Origin of the sequence: Pseudomonas sp. G1002 (assembly GCF_013385455.1) — a bacterium.
GTDB lineage: Bacteria > Pseudomonadota > Gammaproteobacteria > Pseudomonadales > Pseudomonadaceae > Aquipseudomonas.
On sequence record NZ_JACAPY010000043.1, the window covers coordinates 1 to 17275 of the forward strand.

15 protein-coding genes are annotated in these 17275 nt (G+C 62.4%); 6 read left to right on the plus strand and 9 right to left on the minus strand.

The features are described 5' to 3' along the window. Window positions 1–62: 62 nt before the first annotated feature. The 7 genes from HX801_RS26610 to HX801_RS26640 are packed head-to-tail and all read right to left on the minus strand — an operon-like array spanning window position 63 to window position 6511. Window positions 63–1094: an ABC transporter substrate-binding protein gene (locus tag HX801_RS26610; RefSeq protein WP_102370242.1), complete on the minus strand. Its 1032-nt coding sequence runs from the start codon at window positions 1092–1094 to the stop codon at window positions 63–65. Between the two features lie 17 nt (window positions 1095–1111). Further along, on the minus strand, window positions 1112–2215 hold the full coding sequence (locus HX801_RS26615; RefSeq protein WP_008430551.1) for an FAD-binding oxidoreductase: 1104 nt from the start codon (window positions 2213–2215) through the stop codon (window positions 1112–1114). Then, complete coding sequence (locus HX801_RS26620; protein ID WP_177023028.1) at window positions 2212–3555, minus strand: NAD(P)/FAD-dependent oxidoreductase; 1344 nt, start codon at window positions 3553–3555, stop codon at window positions 2212–2214. The genes HX801_RS26615 and HX801_RS26620 overlap by 4 nt, the downstream gene beginning before the upstream one ends. Then, the gene (locus tag HX801_RS26625; protein WP_003218277.1) at window positions 3552–3842 is read right to left on the minus strand and encodes a (2Fe-2S)-binding protein; all 291 of its coding nucleotides are present in this window, start codon (window positions 3840–3842) and stop codon (window positions 3552–3554) included. Before HX801_RS26625 ends, HX801_RS26620 begins: the two co-directional genes overlap by 4 nt. Further along, window positions 3842–4636 (minus strand): ABC transporter permease, encoded by a 795-nt coding sequence (locus tag HX801_RS26630; RefSeq protein WP_003218275.1) that lies wholly within the window; start codon window positions 4634–4636, stop codon window positions 3842–3844. Before HX801_RS26630 ends, HX801_RS26625 begins: the two co-directional genes overlap by 1 nt. A gap of 4 nt (window positions 4637–4640) precedes the next feature. Further along, window positions 4641–5486, minus strand: coding sequence for an ABC transporter permease (locus HX801_RS26635; RefSeq protein ID WP_003218273.1), 846 nt, complete (start codon window positions 5484–5486; stop codon window positions 4641–4643). Beyond that, on the minus strand, window positions 5483–6511 hold the full coding sequence (locus HX801_RS26640) for an ABC transporter ATP-binding protein (RefSeq protein WP_177023029.1): 1029 nt from the start codon (window positions 6509–6511) through the stop codon (window positions 5483–5485). The genes HX801_RS26635 and HX801_RS26640 overlap by 4 nt, the downstream gene beginning before the upstream one ends. A 241-nt stretch (window positions 6512–6752) precedes the next feature. On the opposite strand from HX801_RS26640, the gene HX801_RS26645 reads away from it, so the two are divergent. Continuing rightward, the gene (locus HX801_RS26645) at window positions 6753–7583 is read left to right on the plus strand and encodes an IclR family transcriptional regulator (protein WP_003218269.1); all 831 of its coding nucleotides are present in this window, start codon (window positions 6753–6755) and stop codon (window positions 7581–7583) included. Between the two features lie 118 nt (window positions 7584–7701). On the opposite strand, the gene HX801_RS26650 is transcribed toward HX801_RS26645, so the two are convergent. Continuing rightward, the gene (locus tag HX801_RS26650) at window positions 7702–8400 is read right to left on the minus strand and encodes a response regulator (protein ID WP_008430557.1); all 699 of its coding nucleotides are present in this window, start codon (window positions 8398–8400) and stop codon (window positions 7702–7704) included. Further along, window positions 8375–11761 carry an ATP-binding protein gene (locus HX801_RS26655; RefSeq protein WP_087695378.1) on the minus strand — a complete coding sequence of 1129 codons (3387 nt, stop codon included), beginning with the start codon at window positions 11759–11761 and terminating at the stop codon, window positions 8375–8377. The genes HX801_RS26650 and HX801_RS26655 overlap by 26 nt, the downstream gene beginning before the upstream one ends. Window positions 11762–12115: 354 nt before the next feature. Between HX801_RS26655 and urtA the strand changes: the two genes are divergently transcribed. From urtA to urtE, 5 genes are all read left to right on the plus strand, one after another. Further along, the gene (gene urtA, locus HX801_RS26660) at window positions 12116–13324 is read left to right on the plus strand and encodes an urea ABC transporter substrate-binding protein (protein ID WP_003218263.1); all 1209 of its coding nucleotides are present in this window, start codon (window positions 12116–12118) and stop codon (window positions 13322–13324) included. Window positions 13325–13520: 196 nt separating this feature from the next. Then, window positions 13521–14438, plus strand: coding sequence for an urea ABC transporter permease subunit UrtB (urtB, locus tag HX801_RS26665; RefSeq protein ID WP_177010127.1), 918 nt, complete (start codon window positions 13521–13523; stop codon window positions 14436–14438). Between the two features lie 10 nt (window positions 14439–14448). Continuing rightward, window positions 14449–15609: an urea ABC transporter permease subunit UrtC gene (gene urtC, locus HX801_RS26670; protein WP_003218260.1), complete on the plus strand. Its 1161-nt coding sequence runs from the start codon at window positions 14449–14451 to the stop codon at window positions 15607–15609. Then, window positions 15606–16364, plus strand: coding sequence for an urea ABC transporter ATP-binding protein UrtD (gene urtD, locus HX801_RS26675; RefSeq protein ID WP_003218258.1), 759 nt, complete (start codon window positions 15606–15608; stop codon window positions 16362–16364). The genes urtC and urtD overlap by 4 nt, the downstream gene beginning before the upstream one ends. A 10-nt stretch (window positions 16365–16374) precedes the next feature. Further along, complete coding sequence (gene urtE, locus HX801_RS26680) at window positions 16375–17064, plus strand: urea ABC transporter ATP-binding subunit UrtE (RefSeq protein WP_008430563.1); 690 nt, start codon at window positions 16375–16377, stop codon at window positions 17062–17064. Window positions 17065–17275: the final 211 nt, after the last annotated feature.

Genomic DNA, 17275 nt, shown 5'->3' on the forward strand with positions numbered 1-17275 from the left:
CCGCTGTAAGAGCGGAACCAATTTAAGCCATCACCCAAATAACGGATATTCACCCCCAAAGCCTACCGCTCAATCGACCGACTCCACCGCGCATTCCACTCGGGCCGTGCCTGGTTCACCTGGTCCCAGTCAATCGAAATCGCCGTCTGCAAATAACTGTTCATCGCCTCCACCCGCGCCCGGGTTTTGTCGGTAGTCGGCGTCGTAGGATTCGAAGGAATCTGATCCCCCAGTTCCAAAGCCGGCGCCTGAGCCTCTGCGGTCAACAAGAACTGCGCCAGTTTTTGCGCCAACTCCGGCTGGTCATTCCGCGCAATCACACACTCCGCCACGTTCAACACCACCGCGCCTTCCTTCGGCTGCGCATACTCCATCGGCACACCCAACAACTGCTGCGTGGTCACCTGCGTCGGCGTCAGCGGAAAGATCGCCGCCTCATCCGTCTGCACCATCTCGGAAATCTTCGCCGAGCTGGCGATGTACTCCAGCACGTTGGGCCCGACGGTTTTCGGCCAGGCCTTGAACCCCGGCTCCACGTTGGTCTCGCTGCCCCCCTGAATCCGGTTGAACATGAGGAACCCGTGCAACCCAAATGTGGACGAGGCCAACGACTGGAACACCACCTTGTCCTTGAAGCGCGGGTCGGCCAGGTCCATCCACGACGTCGGCGGCGCCCAGCCCTTTTCCTTGAACATCTTGGCGTTGTAACCCAACCCGGTCACCCCGAGCGTCACCGCAACCGCTTCTTCCTTGATCTTCGCCTTGGCCGGAATCTGGTCCAGGATCGGGTTGGGCGTGAGCTTCTCGCACAACCCCATGGAAATCGCGCGGTACATGATGCCGTCGTCGAGGAACATCACGTGCATCTGCGGGTTGTCCTTGTTGGCCTGCACCTTGGCCAGGATGTCCGACGAGGTGCCCGGCACGATCACCACCTTGACGTTATTGGCCTTTTCGAACGCGGGCAGCACCTTGTCGGCGTAGACCCGCTCCATTGTGCCGCCGTTCATGCCCAGGTAAAGCGTCGGTGCGGCGTGGGCCGCCGTGCTCAACAGGGCGAGGGACAGGCAAGACAGCGCAGTACGTTTGATCATGTGCATGAATCTTCCTCTCAGGCTTGGAAACGACGGATGGAAAATGCTTCGATGGGCTGCCGGCTGGCCCCCGTGCAGACGATCTCTGCCAGGGCTTCACCGACCGCAGGGCCGAGCTGGAACCCGGCGCCGGCAAAGCCGAAACCGTGGAGCAGGCCGGGTTGGGTGCTGCTGTCGCCGATCACCGGTTCGTGGTCGGGCAGATAACCTTCGGTGCCGCTCCAGGTACGGATCGCCTGGGCACCCTTGAGGAACGGGTACAACTCGCCGGCATTGCGCAGAATCTCCAGCACTGCCGCCTGGCCCGGGCGGGCTTGTTGCGGGCCCAGGGCAAAGCCGCGCCCGCCACCGAGGATGCAATTGCCCCGGGCGACTTGCCGCGCATAAATCCCGCCGCCTTCCACCCCGGTGCTCACGTCCATCACCACCGGTAACGGCTCGGTCACCAGCATCGCCGGGTGCGCCGAGGTCATCGGCACCGGCTCGCCAAAGTGCGCGGCCACGGTGCCGGCCCAGGCGCCGGCGCAGTTCAGCAGCCAGGGGGCTTGCAGCTGCAGCCCATTGGCACAGCGCAACTGAAACCGCTGGCCGTCATGTTCAAGATGGGTGACTTCGGTTTGCTCCATCACCCGAGCACCGTGGCGTTGCGCTGCGCGGGCAAAGGCGGGGGAGACCAGGCGCGGATTGGCGTGGCCGTCTTCGGGGCATAACGACGCGCCGACTGCCACATCACCCACCCACGGGAACCGGGCGCGCAGTTGAGCGTGGTCGAGCATTTGCAGGCCCAGGCCAAAGCCGCGAGTAGCGTCGGCGTAAGCCTGCAGAGCCGCCAGATCGTCATGACTGCGGGCCAGTTTCAAATGCCCGGAGCGCACGTATTCGCCGTCAATGCCAATCAGCCCCGGCAAGTCGGACCATAGCTCATGGGCACGTTGCGATAGCGGCAGTTGGTGCAATGGCCGCCCCTGGCGCCGCACGCCGCCATAGTTCACACCACTGGAGTGCGAGCCACAAAAGTCCCGCTCCAGCAGCACCACGCGCCGACCTTTTTGCGCCAGCATCAAAGCCGCCGAGGCCCCGACAATCCCGCCACCCAACACGATCACTTCACTGTCGATCATGGCTGCACCTCCACGCCAAACGGCAAGGGTTTGATCGGTGCCTGGCCACGCAGGCGGCCAACGTTTTCAATCTCGCGGCCACTGCGCTGGGCAACGATTTCCGCCGCCGCCAGCCCGCACATCCGGCCCTGGCAGCGGCCCATGCCAACCCGGCAATGGGCCTTGACCCGGTTCACTTCCCAGTGGCCTTCATCCACCACCGCGCGTACTTCGCCGACGCTGACTTCTTCACAGCGGCACAGGATCAGTTCGTCCGGAGCTTCAGCGGCCCAGTTTTCCGGGAAGGGGAAGGCGGTTTCCAGGCCGTGGCGAAAGCGCTGGATACCTGCCAGTTGTTGTTCCAGCACGGGCCCGCGACGGTGGTCGATGGCAACACCGCTGTCTTCGAGCAAGGCCAATGCCGCTCGCTCGCCGGCCATTTGCGCCGCATCGGCGCCCATGATTCCGGCACCGTCGCCAGCCAGATACACGCCCGCGACACTGCTACGCCCGGCCGCATCTCGCTGGGGCAACCAGGCGCGGTTCAATGCATTCCAGGCAAATTCACACCCAAGTAAATCCGCCAGTTGGGTCTCGCTGCGCAGGGCATGGGCGAAGGCCACGGCATCACAGTTGATGTTGTGCTGATCCCAGCGGATGCCCCTGACCCGCTGCTCGCCCTCAATCCGCGACAACGTTGCCCCTTGATGCACCGGGATGCCGTGGGCCGTGAGCCAGGCGCGGTAGTACAAACCCTTGGCCAGGGTCGCCGGCTGGCCGAGCAATGCCGGCAGGGCGCGGCATTGGGCGCTGAACGGCGCGCTGTCGAGCACCGCCACCACCTTGGCCCCGGCCTTGGCGTACTGATACGCCACCAGGTACAGCAACGGCCCGCTGCCGCAAAACGCGACGCGCTCACCGATGGCGCAGCCTTGATACTTCAGCGCGATTTGCGCCGCGCCCAGGCTGTACACACCGGGCAGCGTCCAGCCCGGCACGGGCAGGATGCGGTCGGTGGCGCCCGTGGCGACGATGATCTGCGTGTATTCGATGCTTTCGGCGTGGCCGTTGTTGAGCATGTCCAGGCGGCCATTTTCCGCATTCCACACCAGGGTTTCCGGCCGGTAGTCGATCCGGGTGGCCAGCTCATCCATGGTGCGATGCAGCGCTGTCGCCTTGCCCGCTTCAAACCCATACAGCTGCTTGGCCGAGCGCTGGAAGTTCGCCGGCTGGCGCCGATAGATCTGGCCGCCACCGCGCAGGCTCTCGTCCACCAACACCGGGGTTACGCCATGGTCCAGCAAGGTCCGGGCTGCGGTAATGCCCGCTGGGCCTGCGCCCACTATCACCACGCTCTTCATGCCTGGCGCCCCGGGTCACGGCGAATCGCCTGGCCGTCTTCCAGCAAGGTCGAACAGGCGCGCACTCGCCGACCATCTTCCAGGCGTACCCAGCAATCCTGGCAGGCCCCCATCAAGCAGAAACCGGCGCGGCGTTCGGCGCTGAAATCACTGCCCCGCAGGTGCTCGGCGCAGGTCAGTACGGCAGTCAGCAAGGTGTCCCCAAGCAGGCCCGTGGCAGGCTGCCCATCGAGGGTGAACGCCAGGCTGGGCCGCTCGGTCTCGGCCAGTCGTTTGAACAGTGCCATCAATGTTTCCCTACCAACACGCGATCCAGGCCGTAGACCCGGTCCAGCAGAATCATGGCCGCCGCCGTCAACCCGATCACCAGCGCCGACACGGCCGCCATCATCGGGTCGATGGATTCGGTGGCGTACACGTACATGCGCACCGGCAAGGTCTGGGTGGCCGGCGAGCTGACAAAGATCGACAGGGTCACTTCATCGAAACTGTTGATGAACGCCAGCAACCAGCCGCCGGCCACGCCGGGCAGAATCATCGGCAAGGTGATCTGGCGAAACAGGGTGAAGCGGCTGGCGCCGAGGGATTCGGCAGCCTGCTCGGCGCTGCGGTCAATGCCGATGGCGGCCGCCAATACCAGGCGCAATACGTAAGGCGTGATGATCACCACGTGGGCCAGCATCAACCAGGTGAAGCTGCCGTTGACGCCCATCATTGCGAACAGCCGCAGCATCGCCACCCCCAGCACCAGGTGCGGGATGATGATCGGCGAGAGGAACAGCGCACTGAAGAAGTTACGGCCGGGGAACTGGTAGCGACTGATTGCCAGCGCCGCCGGCACCGCGATCAACGTCGCCAGGGTGGCGGCAACGAACGCCAGGACCAGGCTGTTGTAGAACGCCTGGATAAAGTCCGCGCGCTCGAACACCGCATGAAACCAGCGCAGGGAGAAGCCCGAAGTGGGCAGGCTCAAGGTATTTTCCGGGGTGAAGGCCACGAGGCACACCACCACCAGCGGCGCCATCATGAACAGCACCACCAGGCCGTGAAAGCCCAGGGCCAAAGGACCGTTTCTGGACATCGTCTTATACTCCCAGGGACTTTTTGTAGCGGCCTTCGACCATGCGGTTCCAGCTCAGCATGATCAGCAAGTTGACCAACAGAAGCACCACCGCGATGGTCGCGCCCATGGGCCAGTTGAGTTCCGAGAGGTATTGGTCGTAGACCACCGTGGCGACCATCTTCAGGCGGCGTCCGCCCAGCAGGCCGGGGATCGCGAAGGAGCTGGCAGCCAGGCCGAACACGATCAGGGTGCCGGACAGCACGCCGGGCATCACCTGCGGCAACACGATCTTGCGCATCACCGTGGCCTGGCTGGCACCCAGGGACAGCGCCGCTTGTTCCGCCGACGGGTCGAGCTTCTGCAGGGAGGTCCACACCGGGATGATCATGAACGGCAGCATCACGTGCACCAGTGCGATGATCACGGCGAACGAGGTGTACAGCAGCTTCACCGGCTTGCCGCCCAGGGCCTGGATCACCTGGTTCACCAGGCCATCGGCACCCAGCAGCAGGCTCCAGCCGAAGGCCCGCACCACCACCGAAATCAACAGCGGGGTGAGGATCAGGATCAGGAAGATCGAGCGCCATGGCGTGCCCATGCGGCTGAGGATGTAGGCCTCGGGCACGCCGATCACCACGCAGAGCAAGGTCACCAGGGCACTGATCCAGAAGGTGCGCCAGAAGATCTCGTAGAAGTACGAATCGCTGAACAGCGACAGGTAGTGGGCGAAGGTCCACTCATCGGCCTTCACCCCTACCTGATAGTCGAACACGTTGAACGACAGCACCAGTGTCAGGCCCAGGGGCAGGATCAGCAGCCCGAAAAACAACACCAGCGCCGGCAACGACAACAGGTAGCCACGGCTCATGCGCGCACCTCATCCGCTGCCAGCACCCGCAACAGGTTCGACTCCCAGTCCAGGCCCACTGCAGCGCCGCAAGCCAATGGCGCGCTGCCGTCATTGCGGCGGACCACGGTCAGCTCGCCGATCTCGGTCTTGATGCGATACAGCCATTGGCTGCCGAAGAAGTAGCTGTTGAGGATCCTGCCTTGCAGGCGACCCGAGCCGGCGGCCACCAGGTCGATCTTTTCCGGGCGCAGGCTCAGGGTCAGCTCGCCGTTGCCCGGTTCAAAGCGCACTTGCGGCGCGCCGAGTTGATCGAAGTCGCCCGCCAGCAGGTTGGCCTTGCCGACAAAGTCCGAGATAAAGCGCGTGCGCGGGTGTTCATAGAGTTTGTACGGCGCGTCGATCTGCGTCACGCGCCCGGCCTGCATCACTACTACCCGGTCGCTGATGGACAGCGCCTCGGCCTGGTCGTGGGTGACCATCAGGGTGGTGATCCCGACTTCACACTGGATGCGACGGATCTCAAACTGCATCTCTTCCCGCAGGTTGGCGTCGAGGTTGGAGAGGGGCTCGTCCAGCAGCAACACCGGCGGCTCGATCACTAGGGCGCGGGCCAGGGCCACGCGCTGGCGCTGACCGCCGGACAGTTCCCGCGGGTAGCGCTCGGCGTGGGGCGCCAGGCGCACCAGTTCCAGCACGGTCTTGACTCTGCTTGCGATCTCCGTGGCAGGCACCTTGCGCATCTTCAGGCCGAAGGCGACGTTGTCGCGCACGCTCATGTGGGGGAACAGCGCGTAGCTCTGGAACACCACGCCCAGGCCGCGGCTGGCGGGTTTGGCGTGGGTGATGTCGCGACCGTCGAGGACGATCTGGCCACCGGTGACGTCGACGAAGCCGGCGATCATTTGCAAGGTGGTGGTCTTGCCGCAGCCCGAGGGGCCGAGCAGGGACACGAATTCGCCTTTTTCCACCGCAAGATCAGTGGCGACCACCGCGTCGACGGCGCCGTAGCGTTTGCTCAAGGCGTTGAGTTGGAGAAAAGCCATGTCTGCGTTCCACCTTTTTGAGTCGCGTCGAAACGCGCTTTTTTGTTTTGGGCAGATGCGAAAAGGGTGTTGCGGGTGCGTTGGCGCTCGATCTTGAGTCGGCTGCCGTTAGTTGTTCATTTCGCCCCTGTGGACGCAGATTAGGGCGAAAGACTAGGATGGCGGAAGATGGAATTTCACTGGATAGAGTACTTTTTTCAGTTTCATTCACTGACCAGAATTTAGTGTGAGATATCGGCTTATGGATTCCACTGAGCGGAATGAAAGTGTCAAGGAAGTCGGCGCCGGTGGCGTCTCCCGGTTGTTTGCATTACTGCGCATCCTCGGCGCGGCGCCGGACGGTGGTGAACGGGTGACGCAACTGGCGCAGCAGGTGGGGCTGTCGCAACCCACCACCCACCGACTGCTGCGCAGCCTGATGGACGAGGGCATGGTGGAGCAGGATGCGCGCAGCAAGCGCTATCGGCTGAGCCTGGAGTTCTTCGCACTGGCGGCGAATGCGGGCAACACCGGCAACCTGCGGGACCTGGTGCGGCCGAGCATGTTGCGCCTCAGTGCGTCGTTGGGGGATTCATTGTTCCTGCTGGCGCGCAGCGGGTTTGATGCGATCTGCCTGGACCGCAGTGAAGGGCCGTATCCGATCCGTACCTTTACCGGTGATATCGGCGGCCGCGTGGCGCTGGGCGTGGGGCAGGGCAGCCTGGCGATTTTGGCGTTTTTGCCGGAGGAAGAGCGCGAGACGGTGATCCGCTACAACTTGCCGCGGCTCAAGGATTTTCACCTGTACGACGAGGTGTTTTTGCGTTCGGAGGTGGAGAGTGTGCGGCGGTTGGGGTATGCGGCGCGCAATACCGGGGTGCTGGAAGGCATGGCCGGGTTGGCGGTGCCGATCCTGGATCGTAATGGGCATGCGGTGGCGGCGTTGAGTGTGGCGACTATCAGCGACCGGCTGGGGCCGGGGCGGTTGCCGACGGTGGTGGAGTTGTTGAAGCGCGAGGCGGCGGCGATTGGGCCGAAGATCAATCCGTTTGACCCGACGTTGCGCCGGCCGTCGCAGATCTTCGGCGGGTAGGTAATACCAGTAACGACACAGATCAAATGTGGGAGCGGGCTTGCTCGCGAATGCGGTGTATCAGTAAAAAATTTGGTGACTGACACACCGCATTCGCGAGCAAGCCCGCTCCCACATTTTAGACCGTGGCCATCTGTGGGATCCGGGTTGGACTCATCGCCGCCATCGCCACCGAAGTCGCCGCCGTGCGCGTCTCCACTCCCAACTTCACATACACATGCTCCAGATGCTTGTTCACCGTCCTCGGACTCAACCCAAGAATGTCGCCAATATCCCGATTGGTCTTGCCACACGCCACCCAACGCAGCACTTCCACTTCCCGCTCCGTCAACTGAAACCGCGCCGACAATAGCTTGTGCGCCGGCTCATCCTCCAGGGTGATGACGCTCGGCTGTGTCGCCGCCCGCGCCGACAGCAAAATCCGCGACGTACGCAAATGCGCCGCCACCCGCGCCAGCACTTCATCGGTCTGGATCGGCTTGGTCACGTAATCGCTGCCGCCCACCTCGAACCCCTGCACCACATGCTTGCTGTCGGTCAGCCCGGTCATGAACACCACCGGAATATCCGCGCTGGCCGGTTGTGCCTTGAGCCGGCGGCAGGTTTCAAAGCCGTCCAGGCCGGGCATCACCGCGTCCAGCAGGATCAAATCCGGGCGTCGGCGTTGCACGCGGTTCAGCGCGCTGAGGCCGTCCAGCGCCACCAGCACCATGTAGCCGGCGTCGTCCAGGGCGTCGGAGAGCATGGCCAGGTTGTCCGGGGTGTCGTCGACAATCAGCACCACGCCGGGCTCAGCGCTGTGGGTCAAGGCATTCATCTTCGGCCTCCTTCAGGATGCGGTTGAGTTCTTCCAGGCGAAAGCTTTTCAGCAAGGCCCGGAGCTTGTTGATGAACGGTGCGGTACCTGGGCTGTCCAGCACGATGGCGTCGAGCTTTTCATGCAAACCACGCACATAGCCAATGGCGCTCAGTTCGGCGAGCACCGCGAGTTCTTCTGCGCTGGGTAGCGCGCCTTGGGTCGCGACCGGCGCGGCGAGCGGTGTGCGACGGCGCAGCCATTGCAAGTCCAGGTGCAGTTGCAGGCGTCCGAGCAGTTCAGGGGTACGCACCGGCTTGGCCAGGTAGTCGTTGCAGGCGCCGGCGATGCTGCGTTCGCGGTCGTCAGTGAAGGCGTTGGCGGAGATGATGATAATCGGCGCGGCAGACAGCGCATTACGCCGGATCATCCGGCTGGTGGCCCAGCCGTCCATGGTCGGCATCGACAGGTCCATCAAGATCAGGTCCGGCGACAGCAGCGCCACCTGGCGGATCGCCTCCTGGCCGTTGCTGGCCTGGGACACCTCGAAGCCCAGGGGCGTGAGCATGCCGCTGAGCACCTTGCGATGGTCCACGTGGTCATCCACCACCAGGATGCGCCGTCGTTCGCCGTGGTAGCCGATGATGTCGTGCTCCACATGCACCACCGCTTGCGGCACGCGGACCTGGGACAGGAACAGCCGTACCTGGAAGCAGGTGCCCTTGTCCAGCTCGCTGACCACCCGCAATTCGCCGCCCATCAGCGAGGTCAGCATGCGTGTGATGGTCAGGCCCAGACCCACGCCCTTGTCCTGGCGCATCAGGTCGCCGCGTTCAAACGGCTGGAAAATCCGCTCGATCTGTTCGGGGTCAATCCCGATGCCGGTGTCGATGATTTCGAAGTTGGCGGTCTCGCGCATGTAGCTGACCCGCAGGCGCACCTCGCCGCTGTCGGTAAAGTTGATCGCGTTGCCCAGCAGGTTGATCAGGATCTGCCGCACGCGTTTTTCATCGCCGCGCACTACGGCGGGGATCTTGCCCACGCAGTCCAGGCGAAAGCGCAGGCCCTTGTCTTCGGCCTGGGGGGTGAACATCTGCTCCAGGTCGTGGATCAGTTCCGGGAAGGGGATTTCGGTGAGCTCCAGGCGCAGCTTGCCGGCCTCGATCTTCGCCACGTCCAGCAGGCCGTCGATCAGCGACAGCAGGTGCGAGCCGCTGCGCAGGATGGTCGCCAGGGCATCCTGATGCTGTTCGGGCATGGCACTGTCGCGCTGCAGAATCTGGGTGAAGCCGAGGATGCTGTTGAGCGGCGTGCGCAGCTCGTGGGACAGCCCGGTGACGTAGCGACTCTTGGCCGCGTTCGCTGCTTCCGAGGCTTCCTTGGCCTGTTGCAGGGCCTGGTCGGTGAGGCTGTGGGCGGCGATCTCCTGCATCAGCAGCGAGGTTTGCCGGTCGGATTCTTCCTGGGCCACCCGCCGGCTTTCGCGGGTGAGTACTACCCACCAGGCGAGTACGGCGGCCAGCACCGAGAGCGTGAGGAACGCCTTGAAAAACGCCTGGTACAAGGTTTGCGAATGGGGCAAACCCTGGGCCGCCTGCATGTAGATCAGCGCCAGCGCCCCGGCGAGCATCAGCACCAGCGCCATCAACAATCCGAGGTAATGCGCCAGTCGCGTATGCAGGCGCGGTACCAGCGTGGTCGGCAGCAACCAGCGCAACACCCCTTCGAACTGGCTGGCCAGGCGCGCGTGGGGTTTGCAACGGTCGCCGCAACGCGCATCCAGTGAGCAACAGAGCGAGCAGATCGGCGTGCTGTAGGCCGGGCAGAACGCCATGTCGGCGGTCTCGAACGGGTTGCTGCACAGCCCGCAGATCACCAGGCCGGTGCCGGGTTGCGGGTGAATCAATTGCGCCTCGCTGCTGCGCGCAATGTAGTAGCGGCCCTTGGTCAGCCACGCCAATAGCGGCGCCATGATTAACGCGGTGCCCAGCGCGACAAACGGTGGCGCGGCCTGGGCCAGGGCGCCGAACAGGCCGAAGTGGGCGAGGATCGACAGCAGCGAGGCAATCAGCATCGAGCCGACGCCCACCGGGTTGATGTCGTAGAGGTGCGCACGCTTGAATTCGATGTGTTTGGGCGACAGGCCCAGGGGCTTGTTGATTACCAGGTCCGCTACCAGCGTGCCGATCCAGGCAATCGCGATATTCGCGTAGAGCCCCAGCACCTGCTCGATCACATCGAACACGCCGAGCTCCATCAGCATCAGCGCAATGGCGACGTTGAACACCAGCCACACCACGCGGCCGGGGTGGCTGTGGGTCACGCGGGCAAAGAAGTTCGACCAGGCCAGGGAGCCGGCGTAGGCGTTGGTCAGGTTGATCTTCATCTGCGAGATGAACACGAACAGCACCATCGCCCCCAGCGCCCATTCGGGAGAGGAGAACACATAGCCGAACGCGACGAGGTACATCTGGGTTGGCTCGGCGGCGCGCTCCATGGGGATTTCATGTTGCAGGGCGAGGAACGCCAGGAACGCCCCGGCGAACATTTTCAACGCCCCCGGCACGATCCAGCCGGGCCCGGCGCATAACAGCGCGGCCCACCAGCGCTTGCGGTTGGCGCTGGTTTTTTCCGGAAGGAAGCGCAGGTAGTCCACCTGTTCGCCGATCTGCGTGACCAGCGACAGCGCCACGGTGCAGGCGGCGCAGAACGACAGCAGATTGAAGTCGCCACCGTCGCTGCTGCGGCCGACAAAGCTGGTCCAGTCGCTGAAGGCCTCGGGGTTTTTCCACAACACGAAGCCATAGGGCAGCACCAGCAGCACCAGCCACAGCGGTTGCGTCCACAATTGCAGGCGGCTGATCAGCGTTACGCCGTAGGCCACCAGCGGGATCACCAGCAGTGAACAGATGACATAGGCGATGGCCAGCGGGATATGGAAATACAACTCCAGGGCAAGGGCCATGATCGCCGCTTCCAGGGCGAAGAACAGGAAGGTGAAGCTGGCGTAGATCAGCGAGGTGATGGTGGAGCCGATGTAACCGAAGCCCGCGCCGCGGGTCAGCAGGTCCATGTCTACGCCATAGCGGGCGGCGTAGTAGCTGATGGGCAGGCCGGTGAGAAAGATCACCAGGCTGATGGCGAGGATCGCCCAGAAGGTGTTGGTAAAGCCGTAGCTCAAGGCCAATACGCCGCCGATGGCCTCCAGCGCCAGGAACGACACCGCGCCCAAGGCGGTGTTGGCGATGCGCAGTTCCGACCATTTGCGGAAGGACTTCGGGGTGTAGCGCAGGGCGTAGTCTTCCATGGTCTCGTCGGCGACCCAGGAGTTGTAGTCGCGGCGGATCTTGACGATGCGCTGGGTGCCGGGGAGGGGGTGCACGGTGGGGAACTCCTGCAAGGATGGGGAGATGGCAGCAATATTCGTGCCCCAGTCCTGCGGGGTGCGCTCTTCGTGGCGAGGGAGCTTGCTCCCGTTGGACTGCGAAGCAGGCCCAGCAAGACCACTTCATTTTTCCAGGCAGAACCGGGTCGCCGGTTTTGGGGCCGCTGCGCAGCCCAACGGGAGCAAGCTCCCTCGCCACAGGGGTTTCCTTTCCCAAGGCGGGCGGGATCCTGCTCGAAAATGGTGCGCAACGGCATACGTCAAATGACGTACCCCGTTACGTCAGGCTGCGTATACCCGCCGTGGCCACCTGCCGCCATGCTGAACCCCTCATTGCAGAGGAGTCGCCCCATGGAATCACGATTGATCCGCTCCAAACCGTTGTTGGCCTTATCACTGCTGGCGGCGAGTCTGTTCAGCCATGGCGTCATGGCCGACAACGAAGGCCTGGCGGTGACGCCCACCGAAGTCACCGTCGGCCAGTTGCACTCGGCCACCGGCACCATGGCGATTTCCGAAACCGGTTCGATCCAGGCCGAACGCCTGGCCATCGAGCAGATCAACGCCTCGGGCGGGATCCTCGGGCGGCAGATCAAGGTGATCCAGGAAGACGGCGCGTCCGACTGGCCGACCTTCGCCGAAAAGGCCAAGAAACTGCTGGTGAACGACAAGGTGGCTGCAGTGTTCGGCTGCTGGACCTCCGCTTCACGTAAAGCCGTATTGCCGATCTTCGAGAAAGAAAACGGCCTGCTCTACTACCCGACCTTCTATGAAGGCCTGGAACAGTCGAAAAACGTGATCTACACCGGCCAGGAAGCGACCCAGCAAATCCTTGCCAGCCTCGACTGGATCGCCAAGACCAAGGGCGCCAAAACCTTCTACCTGGTGGGCTCGGACTACATCTGGCCGCGCACCTCGATGAAGATCGCGCGCAAGCACATTGAAAATGTCCTGCACGGCACCGTGGTCGGCGAAGACTACTACCCGCTGGGCAATACCCAGTTCGGTTCGCTGATCAACAAGGTCAAGCTGAAAAAGCCTGACGTGGTGTTTGCGGCCGTGGTGGGCGGCTCCAACGTGGCCTTCTACAAACAGCTCAACGCAGCGGGCGTGAATGCGTCCAAGCAAACCCTGTTGACCCTGTCGGTGACCGAAGACGAACTGCTGGGCATCGGCGGCGAAAACATGGCCGGCTTCTATGCCTCGATGAAGTACTTCCAGAGCCTCGACAACCCGAACAACAAAGCCTTCGTGGAAGCGTTCAAGGCCAAGTACGGCAAGGATGCAGTGATCGGTGATGTGACCCAGGCGGCCTACCTCGGCCCCTGGTTGTGGAAAGCGGCGGTGGAGAAGGCCGGCAGTTTCGACGTGGATAAAGTCGTCGCCGCATCGCCTGGCATCGAGCTGAAAAACGCGCCGGAAGGCTATGTGAAGATCCACGAAAACCATCACCTGTGGAGCAAGTCGCGCATTGGTGAAGTGCAGCCAAACGGGCAGTTCAAGGTGATCTACGAGTCGGATCTGATCGAGCCGAATCCGTTTCCGAAAGGCTATCAATAACCTCGGGTCTGGCGCTGATCTGAATGTGGGAACTGGTTTTGTGTGGGAGCGGGCTTGCTCGCGAAAGCGGTGAATCAGTGAGTGCATCCGGTACTGACACACCGTATTCGCGAGCAAGCCCGCTCCCACACAAGCCAGCTCCCACATAAAGCAGAAGCAGATTGCATTTCAACCTCCCGCTCAGGAGACCATCATCATGGAATGGCTATCGGAATTTGGAGCCATCGCGGCGATGCAGGGGTTCAACGGCTTGTCCGTGTTCTGCGTGCTGTTGCTGATGGCATTGGGACTGGCAATCATCTTCGGCCAGATGGGCGTGATCAACATGGCCCACGGTGAGTTCCTGACCATTGGCGCCTACACCACCTACGTCTGTTCCAGCCTTACCGCGCATTTCGCGCCGAGCTTTCAGCCGTACTACTTTTTCGTTGCCATTGCCCTGTCATTCCTCGTCGCGGGCGCCGTGGGCTGGCTGGTGGAATGGGCGATGATCAGCCGCTTGTACAAGCGGCCACTGGACACCTTGCTCGCCACCTGGGGTTTGTCCCTGGTGATGCAGCAAACCTTCCGCTCGGTGTTCGGCGCCCGTGAAGTGAGTGCCGAACCGCCGGCCTGGCTGATGGGTTCGGTGAACCTCAGCGACGCCATCGAGATCCCGCGCAACGGCCTGTTCATGATGGGCCTGACCGTGCTGCTGACCGGGGCGATCTTCGTCATGCTCTACCGTTCGCGCTGGGGCTTGCAGGTGCGCGCCACCGTGCAGAACCGCTTGATGAGCCGGGCGGTGGGCATCAACACGCGCAAGGTCGACCGCATGACCTTCGCCCTCGGCTGCGGCGTGGCGGGCGTGGCCGGTGCGGCGTTCACCACCATCGGCTCCACCGGGCCGACCGCCGGTTCGCAGTACATCGTCGACACCTTCCTGGTCGTCGTATTCGGCGGCGCGCAAAGCCTGTTCGGCACCATTGCCTCGGCGTTCGTGATTGCCCAGACCCAATCGCTGTCGGAGTTTTTCCTCAGTGGCTCGATGGCCAAGGTGCTGACGCTGTCGTCGGTGATCCTGATCCTGATGCTGCGCCCGCAAGGGTTGTTCTCCATCAAAGTGCGCAAGTAGAGGCGAACCGATGAAGGCTCTAGACAAACTGCTGGGCGGCCAGCAAAACCTGATCGGCATCGTGCTGTTGGCGCTGTTGATCCTCGTGGTGTTCCCGCTGACCCTGGACGCCTTCCGGCTGAACATGGTCGGCAAGTACCTGACCTACGCGTTCGTCGCGGTGGGCCTGGTGCTGTGCTGGGGCTATGGCGGGATTCTCAGCCTCGGGCAGGGGGTGTTTTTCGGCGTCGGCGGCTACTGCATGGCGATGTTCCTGAAGCTTGAGGCCTCGGACCCGATCAGCACCAAGATCCAGTCCACCCCGGGCATCCCGGACTTCATGGACTGGAACCAGATCACCGAATTGCCGTGGCTCTGGCAGCCGTTCCACAGCTTCACCTTCACCCTGTTCGCGGTGATTGCGGTGCCGGTGCTGCTGGCGTTCATCATCGGCATGGCGCTGTTCAAGCGGCGGGTGGGCGATGTGTATTTCTCCATCGTCACCCAGGCGATTGCGCTGATCCTCACGGTGCTGATCGTCGGCCAGCAAGGCCTTACCGGTGGTGTCAATGGCATTACTGACCTCAAGACCCTGCTGGGCTGGGACCTGCGCGGTGACGGCGCGAAGATGATCCTGTATTTCATCAACGCCGGGCTGTTGTTTGGCTGCATTTTCATTGGCCGTTTCATCCTCGCCTCGAAACTGGGCCGGCTGTTGATGGCCATGCGTGACAAGGAAGAGCGGGTACGGTTTTCCGGGTATGACGTGGCCAGTTTCAAGATTTTCGTGTTCTGCGTGGCGGCGGCGTTCTCGGCGATTGGCGGGGCGATGTTTGCCTTGCAGGTGGGCTTTATGTCGCCGTCGTTCGTGGGCATCGTGCCGTCCATCGAGATGGTGATCTTTGCCGCGGTGGGCGGGCGCATGTCGTTGCTGGGCGCGGTGTATGGCGCGTTGCTGGTGAACTATGGCAAGACCTACTTTTCCGAATCCTTCCCTGAGCTGTGGCTGTACCTGATGGGCGGGTTGTTTATCGCCGTGGTCATGTACTTCCCCAACGGCCTGGCGGGGTTGTGGGACAGCCATGGTCGCCAGGCCCTGGCCCGGGTGTTGCGGCGCAAGCCGGTGGTCAAGGCCGAACCGGCGAAGATCAAGCCCAAGGCTGAAGCCAAGATCCTGGAGACACAGCCATGACCGCCGTTGGTTTTGAAATGAAGAAACCGGTGTTGGCTATCGAAGGCCTCACCGTGTCATTCGATGGCTTCAAGGCTGTCGACAACCTCAACCTGTATATCGACCGCAATGAAGTGCGGGTGGTGATCGGGCCCAACGGCGCCGGCAAAACCACGGTGCTGGATTTGATCTGCGGCAAGACCCGCGCCACCAGTGGCAGCATCCAGTTCGACGGCCAGGAACTGACCAAAATGCGCGAATACAACATCGTGCGCGCCGGGGTAGGGCGCAAGTTCCAGAACCCATCGATCTACGAAAACCTCACGGTGTTTGAAAACCTCGAGATGTCGTATCCGGCCGGGCGCAAGGTGTGGGGCGCGCTGTTTTTCAAGCGTAATGCCCAGGTGATTGCGCGGGTCGAGGAGGTGGCGCGGGAAATCTTCCTCGGCGACTTGTTGCAGCAGCAGGCGGACCTGCTGTCCCACGGGCAAAAGCAGTGGCTGGAGATTGGCATGCTGCTGATGCAAGACCCTGAATTGCTGATGCTCGACGAGCCGGTGGCTGGGATGAGCGTCAACGAGCGGGCGCAAACGGCCGAGTTGCTCAAGCGCATCAGCCAGGGGCGCTCGGTGTTGGTGATCGAGCATGACATGGAGTTCGTCAAGAGCATTGCCCACAAGGTCACGGTGTTGCATCAGGGCAAGGTGCTGGCCGAGGGCAGCATGGAGTCGGTGCAGAGCAATCCGAAAGTCATTGAAGTGTATTTGGGCCACTGAGGAGTCGGGCATGTTCAAGATCGACAAACTGTCGTGTGGGTACGGGCAGAGCCAGATTCTTCACGACCTGGAGTTGGATGTGGCGAAGCGTGAGATCGTCGCGGTGATGGGGCGCAACGGGATGGGCAAGACCACGTTGTTCAAGAGCCTGATGGGTATTTTGCCGCAGTGGCAGGGGCAGGTCAGTGTGGATGGGCATGATGTGTCTGCGCTTGAAACCCATGAGCGGGTGGAGCGGGGGATTGCCTATGTGCCGCAGGGGCGGATGATTTTTCCCAGCATGAGTGTGTTGGAGAATATTCAGACTGGGTTGCCGGCGGCGGCCCGGGGCAGGGTGCCTGAGGATTTGTATGCGCTGTTTCCGGTGCTGTATGACATGCGTTCGCGCAAGGGTGGGAATTTGTCTGGGGGGCAGCAACAGCAGTTGGCGATTGCCCGGGCGTTGGCGACGAATCCCAAGGTGTTGTTGCTCGATGAGCCGACTGAGGGGATTCAGCCTTCGATCATCAAGGACATTGCTCGTACGCTTAAGGAGATTCGCAATTTGCGGGATTTGACGATTGTTGTTTCTGAGCAGGTGTTGTCTTTTACTTTGGAAATTGCTGATCGGTTTTTGGTGATTGAGAAGGGGCGGTTTGTGATTGAGGAAACTCGGGATCGGGTGGATGAGGCGACTATCAGTCGGTATTTGTCGGTTTGATCTGGCTGGGTACATATCCGTTATTTGGGTAACGGCGGCTTATGGTTTCGCTCTTACAGCGAGTCACTTTGCAAAAGCGGCAAAGTAACCAAAGCGCTCTGCCCCGCCTGTCGGCGGGGCGCCTAAGATCAAAAGCAAGAGCACGGCGGCCTGGAAGCCGACCTGAGTGTTAGAAGCAAAAGCAGAACCGCTTTTCTGTCGGAGCCGGCTT